Origin of the sequence: Barrientosiimonas humi (assembly GCF_006716095.1) — a bacterium.
Lineage (GTDB): Bacteria > Actinomycetota > Actinomycetes > Actinomycetales > Dermatophilaceae > Barrientosiimonas > Barrientosiimonas humi.
In genome coordinates this window covers 649,030-662,842 of record NZ_VFOK01000001.1, presented here as the reverse complement: position 1 = coordinate 662,842, position 13,813 = coordinate 649,030, and the positions used below count along the sequence as shown (strand labels likewise).

Here is a 13,813-nt window from a genome sequence, read left to right as displayed (position 1 = left end):
CTCAGAGCGCCGCGGCGATCTGCTCCACCCGCTCCTTGGCGTCGCCGAACAGCATCCGGGTGTTGTCGCGGAAGAACAGCGGGTTCTGCACCCCCGCGTAGCCGGTGGCCATCGAACGCTTGAACACGACGACGTCCTTGGCCTCCCACACGTGCAGCACCGGCATCCCCGCGATCGGCGACCCGGGCTCCTCGGCGGCCGAGGGGTTGACCGTGTCGTTGGCGCCGATCACCAGCACCACGTCGGTCTCGGGGAGGTCGTCGTTGATCTCGTCCATCTCGAGCACGACGTCGTAGGGCACCTTCGCCTCGGCCAGCAGCACGTTCATGTGGCCGGGCAGCCGGCCGGCGACCGGGTGGATGCCGAAGCGCACGTCGACGCCGGCCTTGCGCAGGCGCGAGGTGAGGTCGGCGACGGGGTACTGCGCCTGGGCCACCGCCATGCCGTAGCCGGGCGCGATGACGACCGACCTCGCCTCACGCAGCAGCTCGGCCACCTCGTCGACGGAGGTCTCGCGGTGCTCGCCGTAGTCGCGCTCCTCGCCGGAAACCGTTCCGTCCGAACCGAACCCGCCGGCGATCACCGACACGAACGAGCGGTTCATGCCCTTGCACATCAGGTAGCTGAGGATCGCACCCGAGGCGCCCACGAGCGCTCCGGTGACGATCAGCAGGTCGTTGCCGAGCATGAAGCCGGCGGCCGCCGCGGCCCACCCGGAGTAGCTGTTGAGCATCGACACCACGACGGGCATGTCGCCGCCACCGATCGAGGCGACCAGGTGCCACCCGAAGGCGAGCGCGATCACGGTCATGGCGATCAGCGGCACGAACGACGGCGCCGCGACGAACCACACCAGCAGCCCGGCGCAGACGATCAGCGCGAGCAGGTTGAGCAGGTGCCGGCGCGGCAGCATCAGCGGCTTCGACGACATCTTGGCCGACAGCTTCAGGAAGGCCACGACCGAGCCGGACAGCGTGACCGCACCGATGAACACCCCGAGGAACACCTCGACCAGGTGCACGTTGGCCTCGGCGCCGGTCAGCCCGTGCGACTCGCGGTAGGAGTTGTAGCCCACGAGCACCGCCGCGAGGCCGACGAAGCTGTGCAGCATCGCGATCAGCTGCGGCATCTCGGTCATCTGCACGACCCGCGCGCGCCACAGACCGATCGCCGCGCCGATCGACATCGCCACCGCGATCAGCAGCACCGTCAGCCCCGGGTTGCTCGCCCGGTCGGCCGCCAGCCAGATCGTCGCGCCGAGCGCGACGACCATCCCGATCACGCCGTACGCGTTCCCGCGCCTGGCCGTCTCGTGCTTGGACAGCCCGGCGAGGGACATCACGAACAGCACGGCCGCGATGACGTACGCCGCCTGCACGAGGTTGCCGCTCATCGGGTGTCGTCCCGGGTGAACATGCGCAGCATCCGGCCCATCACCGCGAAGCCGCCGAAGATGTTGATGCTCGCGACCACCACCGCGGCGAACGCGAGGGTGCGCACCAGCAGGTCGTCGCTGCCCACCTGCAGCAACGCGCCGACCAGGATGATGCCGCTGATCGCGTTGGTCTCGGCCATGAGCGGCGTGTGCAGCGCGTGCGCGACGTTGGAGATGACGTACAGCCCGACGATCACCGCGAGCGCGAACACCGTGAAGCTCCCGAGGAACGACGCCGGCGCGAACGCCGCGGCGAGCGCGAACAGCGCCGCGCCGAGCGCCATCGCGACGTATCGCCGCCGCGGGTCGGGCGGCGGGGGCGGCTCGGTCTCGACCGGCTCCGCGGCCTTCGCCGGCGCCGGGGCGGCCGACACCTGCACCGGCGGGGGCGGCCAGAGCACCTCGCCGTCGCGGGTGACCGTCAGCCCCCGCTGTACGACGTCGTCCAGGTCGAGCCGCAGCTCACCGTCCTTCTCGGGCGTGAGCAGCTTCAGCAGGTTGACGATGTTGGTGCCGAACAGCTGCGACGCCTGCGTGGGCAGCCGCCCCGGCAGATCGGTGTATCCGACGACGCGAACTCCGTTGTCGCTCATGACGATCCGGTCGGGCTCGGACAGCTCGCAGTTGCCGCCGTTGGCCGCGGCCATGTCGACGATCACCGAGCCGGGCCGCATCGCCGCCACCGTCTCGGCGGTGATCAGCCGCGGCGCGGGCCGCCCGGGGATGAGCGCCGTGGTGATGACGATGTCGGCGGCGGCACACTCGGCGGCATACAGCTCCATCGTCATCCGCTCGGCGTCGCCGGTGAGCTCGGTGGCATAGCCGGAGTCGCTGGAGGCGTCGACGTCGAGGCGCACGAACTCGGCCCCCATCGACTCGACCTGCTCGGCCACCTCGGGCCGCACGTCGAACGCGCGCACCACCGCGCCCAGGCTGGAGGCGGTGCCGATCGCGGCCAGCCCGGCGACGCCCGCACCGATCACGAAGACCCGGGCGGGCGGCACCTTCCCGGCGGCGGTCACCTGCCCGGTGAACAGCGACCCGAACTCGTGCGCCGCCTCGATGACCGCGCGGTAGCCGCCGAGCCCGGCCATCGACGAGAGCACGTCGAGCGACTGCGCGCGCGAGATGCGCGGCACCGCGTCCATCGCGAGCGCGATGACGCCCTGGTCGGCGAGCCGCTGCACCAGCTCCGGCGACAGCGCCGGGCTGAGCAGCGAGATCAGCGTCGCCCCGCGCCGCAGCGCGGTCACCTCGGGCTCGGACGGTGCGCGCACCTTGAGCACGACGTCGCTCGCCCACACGGCGGCGGCGTCGCTGATCGTCGCGCCCGCGTCGGCGTACGCCTGGTCGGGGTAGGAGGACCGCTCCCCCGCACCCGACTCGACGACCACGTCGTAGCCGAGGTCGCGGATCTGCCCGACGGTCTTGGGGGTGGCGGCCACGCGCGTCTCATCCGTCGCGGTCTCCCGCGGAATGCCGATCTGCACGTCGATCAGCCCAGCCGGCCGGCTTCGTCCTTGGCCCACAGCCCGGTGAGGCCGCGGAAGTGCCCGAGGAACTTCTCGTGCTCGTGGGCGGGGTAGGTCGAGCGCACCGTCTCGACCAGCAGCCGGTCGAAGTCGTCGGACACGACCCAGTCGAGCACCATCTCGTCGACGTGCCCGAGGGCGTCGTCGACGAACTCCCGGTATCGCTCGGTCTCGAAGTGGTCGTCGGCCAGCTCCTGGTAGGCCTGCAGCTTGGCGCCGTAGTCGAGCGCGTCGTCGTCGGCGACCTCGAACCACGGCCCGGTGTCGATCTGGGTCTTGGCGGTGCGGTCGAACACCACGCAGTAGGCCGACCACTTCAGCAGGCTCTTGATGGCCCAGGGGAAGTAGTAGTGCAGCGAGGTGAGCGCGACGTCGGGGCAGGCGTTGGCGTAGTCGATCGGATAGACGACGCCGTCCTTGACCAGCATCTCGCAGGAGTTGAACTCCCACCGGAAGAAGGCGTTGACCGTCTGGGCGATCGTCACCGTCTCCTGCCCGACCTCGGGCGAGAGGAAGTCGTACGACACCGCGTAGCGCTCGTGCATCGGCTCGTCGGGGCGGAACTTCATGACCATCGTCTCGGGGCCGATGGTGAGCGCCCGGGCGAACACCTCGAACCCGTCGACGGCCTTCTGCAGGTGCATGAGCATCTCGCCGGAGTCGTCGTACGACCGGTGCAGGTCGCGCTCGTCGCGGATCATCGAGACCCCGCGCCAGGCGCCGCCGTCGAACGGCTTCATGAACATGGGGTAGCCCAGCTCGGCCGCGACCGCGTCGAGGTCGAACGAGCGGTTGTACTTCGAGGAGGTGTAGGCCCAGCGCACGTTGTCGAGGGGGTTCTTGTAGGGCACCAGCACCGTCTCGGGCACGTGCATCCCGAGCCGCATGAGGGCGCAGTAGGCCGAGTGCTTCTCCATCGACTGGAACGTGAACGGGCTGTTGAGCAGGTAGACGTCGTCCATCAGCGCGGCCTTCTTGAGCCACTCGCGCGGGTGGTAGTACCAGTGCGCCAACCGATCGATGACCAGCTGCTGCCGTGGCGTGGAGCGCAGGTTGAACGGCTCGATCGTGAGCCGTTCGGTGCGCAGCTCGTGCTTGTCGCCGTCGGGCCCGGCGATCGGGCCGACTCGGCGCACGAGCTCCTCCAGCGCCTGGGGCCAGTCTTCCTCGGCCCCCAGCAGCAGTCCGATCAGATGCTCGGTCATCGTGCTCCTTCGCTCGGTTCGGCGGACTCTCGGGCAGCTTCGGCGGTCAGCAGAACCGCGGCAGATGGTGGGCCAGCTGCTTGCGCCACCACGGCCAGTCGTGCGCGACGTCGTGGCCCCACAGGTCGAGCTCGCAGGGAATCCCCTTGCGCTGCAGCAGCTCCGCGAGCTCCTGCGTCGAGGGCAGCGCGCGGGTGGGCTGCACCTCGAACGGCCCCTGCCCGACGGTCAGCAGGACCGACGCGTGCCGGCGCAGCCACTCGAGGTGCTCGCCGTGCATGCCGGCGACATAGCTCATCGGGTTGGCGAAGTAGGTCGCGTCGCCGTGGTCGCCGTGCCCGTGCCAGCTGGTCACGTCGTAGCTGCCGGACATCCCGATCGCGAGCGGGACGACGTGCGCGTGGGTGAGCGTGAAGTGCACCGCGTGGTAGGCGCCCAGCGAGACCCCGAGGGTCATCAGCGGCGGCGCCTGGTCGCCCACCTGGCTGCGGATCCACGGCACCACGGCGTGCTCCAGCCACCGGGTGTACGCCTGGTGCCGGTGCGCGCGCTCCTCGGTGGTGGCGGCGTTGTCGGACCAGGACCAGCGGTCGGCGGAGTCGACGCAGAAGAAGCTGACCCGCCCTCCGTCGACGAGGTCGCGCACCGCCTCGACCATGCCGTTGTCGGCGAAGTCCTCGGCCCGCCCGGCCTCGCTGGGGAAGACCAGCACCGGCCGGCCCCAGTGGCCGTGCCGGATCACCCCGAGCTCGACGTCGGTGCCCGGGACCTGGAGCTGGGTCCGCTCGCCGTCCACGGGGACATCCTGTCCTACGGGTGAGGCCGCGCACAGCGTTCACGGGGAACGGGTCCGCCTGTCGAACGAGCCGCGCAGGACGTACGCCCGGGGCGGCGACTACGGCAGCGTGCGGCGGACGATCGCGGCAGTGCGTTCGTAGTGCTCGCGCAGCCGTCGGGTCCCCTCGTCGGCGTCGCGGGCCAGGGCGGCCTCGAGCAGGCCACGGTGCTCACCGGCCACGTCGCGCCCGGGCTCCTGCAGGTGGGACAGCCGGCGGTAGAACTCCCCCGCGTCGCGCAGCGTGCGCGTCATGCCGAGCAGCCAGGGCCGGTCGCAGCCGGCGAGCAGCGCGTCGTGGAAGGCCAGGTGTGCGCCCTCCCAGTCGTCGCGCAGCTGGGGTGGGTCGTCGTCGGTCAGCATCTCGGTGCGCTCGAGACGGTGGTGGGCCGCGACCAGCGCGGTCTCCCAGTCGACGTCGCCTCGATCGATCGCACGGCGAAAAGCCAACGCCTCCAGGTCGATTCGCGTCTCGGTGAGGTCATCGAGGTCGGCCAACGACACCTGACGCACCCGGAAGCCGATGCGCGGCTCGGACTCGACGAGCCCCTGCTGCTCGAGCCGGGTCAGGGCCTCGCGCACCACGCTGACGCTGGCGCCGTAGCGCTCGCACAGCGGCGCGAACTTCAGTCGCTCGCCCGGGGCGTGCGCGCCCGCGATCAGGTCCGCGCGCAGGGCGGCGTGCACGGCCTCGGTGCTGGCGCGCTGCTTGGTCTCGGGCATGCCACGAGCGTACCAGCATGCGATTTTCCAAAAATATTCGAATATCTGTTGAACATTCACACATCGAGGCGTACAACAGTGAGGTAGGTCACGGACCTCGCGAAGGAGCCCCCGATGGACCCGATGGACACGACCCGCCCGCCCGACGCGGCACCCGAGACCGCCCCCGACCTGCGCACCGACGTGCTGGTCGTCGGCGCCGGACCCGCCGGACTCGCGATGGCTGCGCTGCTCGCCCGCCACGGCGTCGACGCCGTCACCGTGACGAAGTACGCCGGCACCGCCCACTCCCCGCGTGCGCATATCACCAACCAGCGCACGGTCGAGGTCTTCCGCGACCTCGGCATCGAGCAGGACGTGCGCGCCGTCGCGACGCCCAACGAGCTGATGGGCACCAACGTGTGGGCCACCAGCTTCGCCGAGCGGGAGATCGCCCGGCTGCTCACCTGGGGCAGCGGGCCGGAGCGGCACGGCGACTACGACCTGGCCAGCCCGAGCCAGATGTGCAACATCCCCCAGCACGTGCTCGAGCCGGTGCTGCTCGAGGCGGCCCAGCGCCGTGGCGCCGACATCCGGTTCTCCACCGAGCTGGTGAGCGTGACCCAGGACGACGACGGGGTGGACGCACTGGTGCGTCACCGCGAGACCGGCACCGAGCAGCGCGTGCGGGCCCGCTACCTCGTCGGCGCCGACGGCGGGCGCAGCACGGTGGCCGACCAGCTGGGCTTCACCTTCAGCGGCGAGGCCGGGCTCGGCGCCGCGGCCAACGTCTGGCTCGAGGCCGACCTCACGGCCTACACCGCGCACCGCCCCGGCACGCTGTACTGGATGTGCCAGCCGGGCAACGACTACTGGGTCGGCTCGGGCACCTGGATCTGCGTCAAGCCGTGGACCGAGTGGGTGCTGCTGTTCATGTACGACCCCGCCGAGGGCGAGCCCGACATGTCCCACGAGTCGCTCGTGGCCCGGGCGCAGCAGACCATCGGCGACCCGAGCGTCCACGTGCGCATCAAGGCGACCAGCCTGTGGCAGATCAACCGCCAGGTCGCCGAGACCTACCGCCGCGGCCGCGCCTTCCTCGTCGGCGACGCCGCGCACCGCCACCCGCCCGCCAACGGGCTCGGCACCAACACCTCGATCCAGGACTCGTTCAACCTGGCCTGGAAGCTGGCGTACGTCCTCCAGGGCCGGGCCGGCGACGCGCTCCTGGACAGCTACGACGCCGAGCGGCGACCTGTGGGCGAGCAGGTCGTCGACCGCGCCATGCGCAGCGTCGCCGACATGCTGCCGATCTCCCAGGCCCTCGGCTTCGCGCCCGGACAGACCCGCGAGGAGGGGCTCGCCGCCCTGGCCGGGCTGTACGGCGCGACCCCGGAGGCGGCGATGCGCCGGCGCACGCTGGACGAGGCCGTACGTCTGCAGAACTACCAGTTCAACGCGCACGGCGTGGAGCTCGACCAGCGCTACGCCTCGGGCGCGGTGCTCGACGACGGCACGAGCTGGCCCGAGCCGGCGCGCGACCCCGAGCTCTACCACCACCCGACCACCCACCCCGGCGCCCGGCTGCCGCACGCCTGGCTGACCGGCGCGGGCGAGGACGTCTCGACGATCGACCTCGCCGGCCACGGGGCGCTGACCGTGCTCACCGGCGTGGGCGGCACCGCGTGGGTCGAGGCCGCCGACAAGGTCGCCGCCGAGCTCGGGGTGCCGATCACCGCGCACGTCATCGCCCACGGCGAGGCGCACGCCGACACCTCCGGTCGCTGGCGGGCATTGCGCGAGATCGCCGACGACGGCGTGCTGCTCGTGCGGCCCGACCACCACGTCGCCTGGCGCGCCCCCGAGCTCACCGGCAGCCCGCTGACCGACCTCGAGCGCGCCGTGCGGCACACCCTCTCGCTCGCCTCCCCCGCAGCGACGACAGACCCGACCGACCCGATCCCCGAGACCACCACAGACACGAGGAGCTGACATGAGACTGGCCAACCTCGGTGGGCGCGCCGCGCTCATCACCACCGACGGGCGCGCGCTCGACGTGCACAAGGCGAGCGACGGCCGCCTCGGCCCCGACCTGCGCGCCGTCTACGAGAGCTGGGCGCAGCTGCGCGACTGGGCGCAGGAGGCCCCGCTCGACGACGCCGTCCCCTACGACGCTGCCGACCTCGGCGCCCCCTCCCCCGAGCCACGCCAGATCCTGGCGATCGGGCTCAACTACGGCGCGCACGCCAAGGAGTCCGGGTTCGACTCCCCGACCGGCCTGCCGCCGGTGTTCCCGAAGTTCCTGTCCAGCCTTTCCGGTCCGGTCACCGAGGTGACGCTGCCCGAGGGCGGCAACACCGACTGGGAGGTCGAGCTCGTCGCGGTCATCGGGCGCACCGCGTCGCAGGTGTCCGAGGACGACGCCTGGGACCACGTCGCCGGCCTGACCGTCGGGCAGGACATCTCCGAGCGGGTCATCCAGCTGGCAGGTCCGGCACCGCAGTTCGGGCTCGGGAAGTCCTACCCCGGCTTCGCCCCGACCGGCCCCTGGCTGGTCACGCCCGACGAGCTACCCGACCGCGACGACCTGCGCCTCACCTGCTCGCTCGACGGCGAGGTGGTCCAGGACGGGCGCACGGCCGACCTGCTGGTCCCCGTGCCGCGGCTGGTCGCCGAGCTGTCCAGGGTCGTCACGCTCTACCCCGGTGACCTGGTGTTCACCGGCACCCCCGACGGCGTCGGCCTCGGCCGCTCGCCGCAACGGTTCATCCGGCCGGGCGAGGTCCTGGTCAGCACCATCGAAGGCATCGGCGAGCTGCGGCAGACGTTCGTGGCGGCCGTCGACGGGAAGGACGCATCATGAGCCTGCACCGCCTCAGCCACGTGGTCATCGGCGTGCCCAACGTTGCCGAGACCCAGTCGTACTACAGCGATTTCGGCCTCAGCCAGGGTGCCGACGGCGGGTTCAGCACGCGCGACGGCGGCGAGCAGCTGCGCATCGTCGCGGCGCCGCGCCGCCAGCTCGTCGAGGTGGGCGTCGCCGTCGACGACACCGACGACCTGGCCCGCGTCGCGGTGAACCTACAGCGCCTCGGCGTGGCGGTCGACCTGCAGGGCGAGCAGCTCGTGGCCACCGAGCCGGTCGGCGGCTTCCGCGCCCGCCTGGCCGTGCTGCCCAGGCTGCGCCAGGAGGAGACGCCTGCGACGCCGTACAACGGGCCCGGGCGCATCGAGCGCGTCGGGCGGGCGCCCGGGGTGCTGCGCACCGAGCCCGTACGTCCGCGTCGCCTCGGCCACGCCGTCGCCGGCACGACCGACCTGGCCGCGACCATGCGCTTCTTCGTCGACGGGCTCGGCTTCAAGGTGTCCGACTACATCGGCGACAAGGGTGCGTTCCTGCGCTGCTCGAACGACCACCACAACTTCCTGGCGCTGCAGTCGCCGGTGAACTACCTGCACCACACCAGCTGGCAGGTCGACGACATCGACGACGTGGGGCGCGGGGCGTACGCCATGCTCGAGGACAACCCCGAGCGGCACGTGTGGGGTCTGGGGCGGCACCACGCCGGCTCGAACTTCTTCTGGTACCTCAAGGACCCGGCCGGCAACTTCTCGGAGTACTTCTCCGACATGGACTGCATCCCCGAGGAGGAGATCTGGGAGCCGGAGGTGCTGGACGGCGCGCGCGGGCTGTTCAGCTGGGGTCCGCCCCCGCCGCCGTCGTTCCTGCAGCCGGAGGACCTGGCCGGGCTGATGACGGGGGCGCACAGCAAGGTCTGAGCGCGCGTCGGCGCTCCGGTCAGCTGCGGGCGAGCAGCTCCAGCCCGTCGGCGGCCGGCGTGCCGGGCTCGGCGTGATAGATCCCGATGCGGTGGGTGCTGTCCGAGAGGCTGAGCACCTCGAACGCCACGTCGATGCGCCCGACCAGCGGGTGCTGGAAGCGCTTCACGCCGAACCCGCAGTCCTGCACCAGGTGCTTGGACCACAGCCTGGCGAACTCGTCGCTCTTGCGGCACAGCTCCCCGACCAGCGCGGTGAGCGCCGGGTCCTCGGGGTTGTTGCCGGAGGAGAAGCGCAGGAAGGCGACCATGTCCTTGGCGACCTGGTCGGCGTCGACATACAGGTCGCGGCCGTCCGGGTCGAGGAAGAACATCTTCAGCAGGTTGGGCCGGTTGCGCGTCTGCCGCGGGTGCTCGAAGCAGGTCTGGTAGCCGATCAGCTTGTGCCCCAACGGATTCCACGCCAGCACGTCGTTGCAGTGGTCGAGGATCACCGCCGGGTTGTGCATCGACCTGATCATCGCCACGGTCTCCGGGCGGGCCTGCGTCGGCTTGGGCCGCCGCGGCACCCGACCGGGCTCGGGGTGGGCCAGCCGGCGCAGGTGCTCGTGCTCCTGCGGGTTCAGCGACAGCGCCCGGGCCAGCGCGTCGATGACGCCGTCGGAGGCGTTGTGCGACGCCGACTGCTCCAGCCGCGTGTAGTACGTCGCGCTCACCCCCGCCAGCTGCGCCAGCTCCTCGCGGCGCAGACCGGGGACCCGGCGCGCGCCGTAGGACACCACGCCGACGTCCTCGGGGTTGATCGCGGCCCGTCGGATCCGCAGGAACTCGCCCAGCTCGGTCGTCATGCCCACCATTGTGCGGACGTACGCCCGGGGTTGCCTGTCCCTGTCAGTGATAGTCACGCGGTGGGTAGGCAGCGCGGGGGTCTGGCTGGCCCGGCCGCGCGGGCCGAGGTTGGTGGTCGTTCCACGACCGTCGACCCCGAAGGGGATCCCCGTGACCGCCGCACCACCCGTCGAGGCCCCCACCTCGATGACCCGCAAGCAGCTGCTGATCCTGTTGCTGCTGCTGGCCTCTCAGTTCATGCTCGCCGTCGACTTCTCCATCCTCAACGTCGCGCTGCCCACCGTCGGCGCCGGCCTGGGCTTCGCCGAGGCCGACCTGCAGTGGATCGCCACGTCGTTCGCGCTGTGCGCGGCAGGGTTCACGCTGCTGCTCGGCCGGGTCGGCGACTACGTCGGCCGCCGGCGCATCTTCCTCATCGGCATGGCCTCGCTCGGGATCGCCTCTCTCGTGGGCGGACTCGCGACCAACCCGGCCATGCTGCTCACGGCTCGGGTGGCGCAGGGCCTCGCCACCGCGGCCGTGACCCCCGCCGGCCTGTCGCTGCTGACGACCTCGTTCCCGGAGGGTCCGCTGCGTGCCCGCGCGCTCGGCCTCAACAGCGTGATGATGTCGACCGGCTTCACCGCCGGCGCGATCCTCGGCGGCGTGCTCACCGACCTGCTGAGCTGGCGCTGGGCGTTCCTGGTCAACGTGCCCGTCGCCGCGGTCGTGGTGCTGCTCGCGCCGCTGCTGCTCACCGACAGCGCCGACCGCGAACGGTCGCCCCTCGACGTCCCGGGGGCGGTGCTGGTGACCACCGGCCTGCTCGCCCTGGTGTTCGGCGTGACCCGCGCCGGCGAGGAGGGCTTCACCGACCCGTGGGCCGTCGCGGCGATGCTGGCCTCGGTCGTGCTGCTCGTCGCGTTCTGGCGCGCCGAGTCGCACCACCCGCACCCGCTGGTGCCGACCGCGATCCTGCGCCGGCGCACCATCGGCTGGGGCAACGCCGCGGGCTTCGTCACCTTCTCGATGGAGAGCTCGCTGGTCTTCCTGCTGACGCTCTACCTGCAGCACGTGCTGGACCTGACCCCGCTGCAGACCGGGCTCACGCTCGGCGGGCTCGGGCTGGGCGCGATCCTCGGCGGCGTGACCGGGCCGCGGGTCATCGCCACCTTCGGGGTGCGCGGTGCGCTCGTCGGCGGGCTGTCTGTGCAGGCGGTCTTCACCGCGCTGCTGCTGCTCGTCGGCCCCGCGGTGGGCTGGATCTGGCTGGTGCTCGGCGCCACCTTCCTCGGCGCGATCGGCCACGTGTGCGTGATCGTCGGCTTCATGGTCGCGGCCACCTCCGGGCTGCCCGACCACGAGCAGGGCCTGGCCACCGGCCTCGCCACGATGACCCAGCAGGTGGGTGTCGCCATGGGCGTCCCGGTCATGAGCGCGGTCGCCACGACGGTCGGCTCCCTGGAGTCGCTGGGCGCGCTGCGCGTGGCGATCGGCGTCGACGCAGCGGTCGTCGCGGCGGCCGCGCTGCTCGTCGCCACCCAGCTGCGGGGAGAGCCGGCGCCCGTCGCGGGAGCCGGCGAAGGCGTACGGGCTGACGGTGAGGTCCCCGCCTCCGCCTGATCCCCCGCACTCCCCCGCACACCCCCCACCCCGCATGAAACCCGGTTACGCCCGTCTGACCTCGATGCATCAGGGTCATAGGCACCTGACCGGGTTTCATGCGCGCACTCCGGGGCGGCACCGGCGGCGGAGCGTTGACACCGGGACCAGGATGGTGGGCATGACGCTGCACGCCGACGACTACCAGGCCGACCGCTCGCGCTACGACTCGATGCTCTACCGCCGCTGCGGGCGGAGCGGTCTCGATCTGCCCGCGGTCTCGCTCGGCCTGTGGCACAACTTCGGCGACGACGTCCCGTTGGAGCGCGGGCGGGCTACTCTCCGTAGGGCGTTCGACCTCGGCATCACCCACTTCGACCTGGCGAACAACTACGGCCCGCCGTACGGCTCGGCCGAGCGCAACTTCGGCACGGTCTTCGCCCAGGACTTCCGTCGCTACCGCGACGAGCTGATCCTGTCGACCAAGGCGGGCTACGACATGTGGCCGGGGCCGTACGGCCAGGGCGGCGGCTCGCGCAAGTACGTCCTCGCCTCGCTCGACCAGTCGCTCTCCCGGATGGGGGTGGACTACGTCGACATCTTCTACAGCCACCGCTTCGACGACACCACGCCGCTGGAGGAGACGCTCGGCGCGCTCGACACGGCGGTGCGACAGGGCAAGGCGCTCTACGTCGGCATCTCCTCCTACTCCGGGCCGCGCACCCGCGAGGCGGTCCGGATCCTGCGCGACCTGGGCACTCCGCTGCTGATCAACCAGCCGTCGTACTCGATGCTCAACCGCTGGGTCGAGGAGGACCTGCTCGACGTGCTCGGCGAGGAGGGTGTCGGCTGCATCGCGTTCTCGCCGTTGGCGCAGGGCATGCTCACCGACAAGTACCTCAAGGGGATTCCCGCCGATTCCCGTGCGGCACAAGGGAAGTCGCTCGACCCGAAGATGATCGACGACACGGCGCTGAAGCACATCCGGGCGCTGAACCGCATCGCGCGGTCGCGTGGCCAGTCGCTGGCGCAGCTCGCGCTGGCGTGGGTGCTGCGCGACCCGCGGGTGACGTCGGTGCTCGTCGGCGCCTCGAGCGTGGAGCAGCTGGAGAACAGCGTGGGTGCGCTCGACAACCTCGCGTTCGACGACGCCGAGCTGGCCAAGATCGACAAGCACGCGGTCGACGCGGGCATCAACATCTGGGCGAGGTCGTCCGACGCCTGACGAGACCGATTCTGGACACATCGGTACAGAACGTGCCAGGCTCAGCCCGTGGCCCGGCACAAGGAGTTCGACGAGCAGCGCGCGCTCGACCATGCGCTCGAGACGTTCTGGTCGGGGACCTACGCCGCCACGAGCACGCAGGACCTGTGCACCTCCACCGGCCTGTCCCGCAGCAGCCTCTACAACACCTTCACCTGCAAGTCCGACCTCTACCGCCGCGCGCTCGAGCGCTACGACGAGCTGCGCGCCGCGGAGCGTGGCGACTACCTCGACCGCGCGGGCACCGGGCGTGAGGTGCTGGCCGCACTGCTCGGCGACGTGCTCCATGCGCAGTGCGACAGCCCCGAGCGGCGCAGCTGCATGGCGATCAACGCTGCCGTCGAGCTCGGCGACAGCGACCCCGAGATCGCGGCGCTCTCGCGGGCGAGCTTCGACAGCTTCCGCGCGGTGGTCGCCGCGCTGATCGCCCGCGGCCAGGACGACGGGTCGATCAGCGCCACCACTCCTGCCGCCGAGCTCGCCGCCGTGGTCCATGCCACGCTCAGCGGCCTGCAGATCAGCGCCCGCGTCAGCAGCGACCCGGCGGCCCACACGAAGGCACTGCACACGCTCCTCTCGCTCCTCTGACCCCCGCCCCGCCCGAACTGCTCGGCATCGACGCCCGGCATGT

General features: G+C 71.5%; 12 protein-coding genes. 6 read left to right on the top strand and 6 right to left on the bottom strand.

Annotated elements, in window-relative coordinates; all coding sequences use genetic code 11:
- Position 1 precedes the first annotated feature (1 nt).
- The 5 genes from pntB to FB554_RS03170 all read right to left on the bottom strand — a co-directional run bounded on the left by pntB (position 2) and on the right by FB554_RS03170 (position 5,730).
- On the bottom strand, positions 2-1,393 hold the full coding sequence (pntB, locus tag FB554_RS03190; RefSeq protein WP_142004603.1) for a Re/Si-specific NAD(P)(+) transhydrogenase subunit beta: 1,392 nt from the start codon (positions 1,391-1,393) through the stop codon (positions 2-4).
- Complete coding sequence (locus FB554_RS03185) at positions 1,390-2,925, bottom strand: Re/Si-specific NAD(P)(+) transhydrogenase subunit alpha (protein WP_142004602.1); 1,536 nt, start codon at positions 2,923-2,925, stop codon at positions 1,390-1,392. The genes pntB and FB554_RS03185 overlap by 4 nt, the downstream gene beginning before the upstream one ends.
- 5 nt (positions 2,926-2,930) lie before the next feature.
- Complete coding sequence (locus FB554_RS03180) at positions 2,931-4,172, bottom strand: ATP-grasp domain-containing protein (RefSeq protein ID WP_142004601.1); 1,242 nt, start codon at positions 4,170-4,172, stop codon at positions 2,931-2,933.
- A gap of 46 nt (positions 4,173-4,218) precedes the next feature.
- The gene (locus FB554_RS03175; RefSeq protein ID WP_142004600.1) at positions 4,219-4,968 is read right to left on the bottom strand and encodes an esterase family protein; all 750 of its coding nucleotides are present in this window, start codon (positions 4,966-4,968) and stop codon (positions 4,219-4,221) included.
- 99 nt (positions 4,969-5,067) lie between these two features.
- Positions 5,068-5,730 (bottom strand): GntR family transcriptional regulator, encoded by a 663-nt coding sequence (locus FB554_RS03170; protein WP_142004599.1) that lies wholly within the window; start codon positions 5,728-5,730, stop codon positions 5,068-5,070.
- Between the two features lie 114 nt (positions 5,731-5,844).
- Between FB554_RS03170 and FB554_RS03165 the strand changes: the two genes are divergently transcribed.
- The 3 genes from FB554_RS03165 to FB554_RS03155 are packed head-to-tail and all read left to right on the top strand — an operon-like array spanning position 5,845 to position 9,489.
- The gene (locus FB554_RS03165; RefSeq protein WP_236022245.1) at positions 5,845-7,701 is read left to right on the top strand and encodes an FAD-dependent monooxygenase; all 1,857 of its coding nucleotides are present in this window, start codon (positions 5,845-5,847) and stop codon (positions 7,699-7,701) included.
- A 1-nt stretch (position 7,702) separates the two neighbouring features.
- Positions 7,703-8,572 (top strand): fumarylacetoacetate hydrolase family protein, encoded by an 870-nt coding sequence (locus FB554_RS03160; RefSeq protein ID WP_142004598.1) that lies wholly within the window; start codon positions 7,703-7,705, stop codon positions 8,570-8,572.
- A complete protein-coding gene (locus FB554_RS03155) occupies positions 8,569-9,489 on the top strand; it encodes a VOC family protein (protein WP_142004597.1) in 921 nt (306 codons plus the stop codon). Before FB554_RS03160 ends, FB554_RS03155 begins: the two co-directional genes overlap by 4 nt.
- 19 nt (positions 9,490-9,508) lie before the next feature.
- Here the strand turns inward: FB554_RS03155 and FB554_RS03150 are convergent, their stop codons facing one another.
- Entirely contained in the window at positions 9,509-10,336 is an 828-nt protein-coding gene (locus FB554_RS03150; RefSeq protein WP_170206764.1) for a helix-turn-helix transcriptional regulator, read from the bottom strand.
- A 151-nt stretch (positions 10,337-10,487) separates the two neighbouring features.
- On the opposite strand from FB554_RS03150, the gene FB554_RS03145 reads away from it, so the two are divergent.
- The 3 genes from FB554_RS03145 (at position 10,488) to FB554_RS03135 (ending at position 13,770) form a co-directional block, all read left to right on the top strand.
- The gene (locus FB554_RS03145; RefSeq protein ID WP_338070549.1) at positions 10,488-11,939 is read left to right on the top strand and encodes an MFS transporter; all 1,452 of its coding nucleotides are present in this window, start codon (positions 10,488-10,490) and stop codon (positions 11,937-11,939) included.
- A 160-nt stretch (positions 11,940-12,099) separates the two neighbouring features.
- Positions 12,100-13,143 carry an L-glyceraldehyde 3-phosphate reductase gene (mgrA, locus tag FB554_RS03140; protein ID WP_142004595.1) on the top strand — a complete coding sequence of 348 codons (1,044 nt, stop codon included), beginning with the start codon at positions 12,100-12,102 and terminating at the stop codon, positions 13,141-13,143.
- Positions 13,144-13,191: 48 nt separating this feature from the next.
- Positions 13,192-13,770: a TetR/AcrR family transcriptional regulator gene (locus FB554_RS03135; protein ID WP_142004594.1), complete on the top strand. Its 579-nt coding sequence runs from the start codon at positions 13,192-13,194 to the stop codon at positions 13,768-13,770.
- Positions 13,771-13,813: the final 43 nt, after the last annotated feature.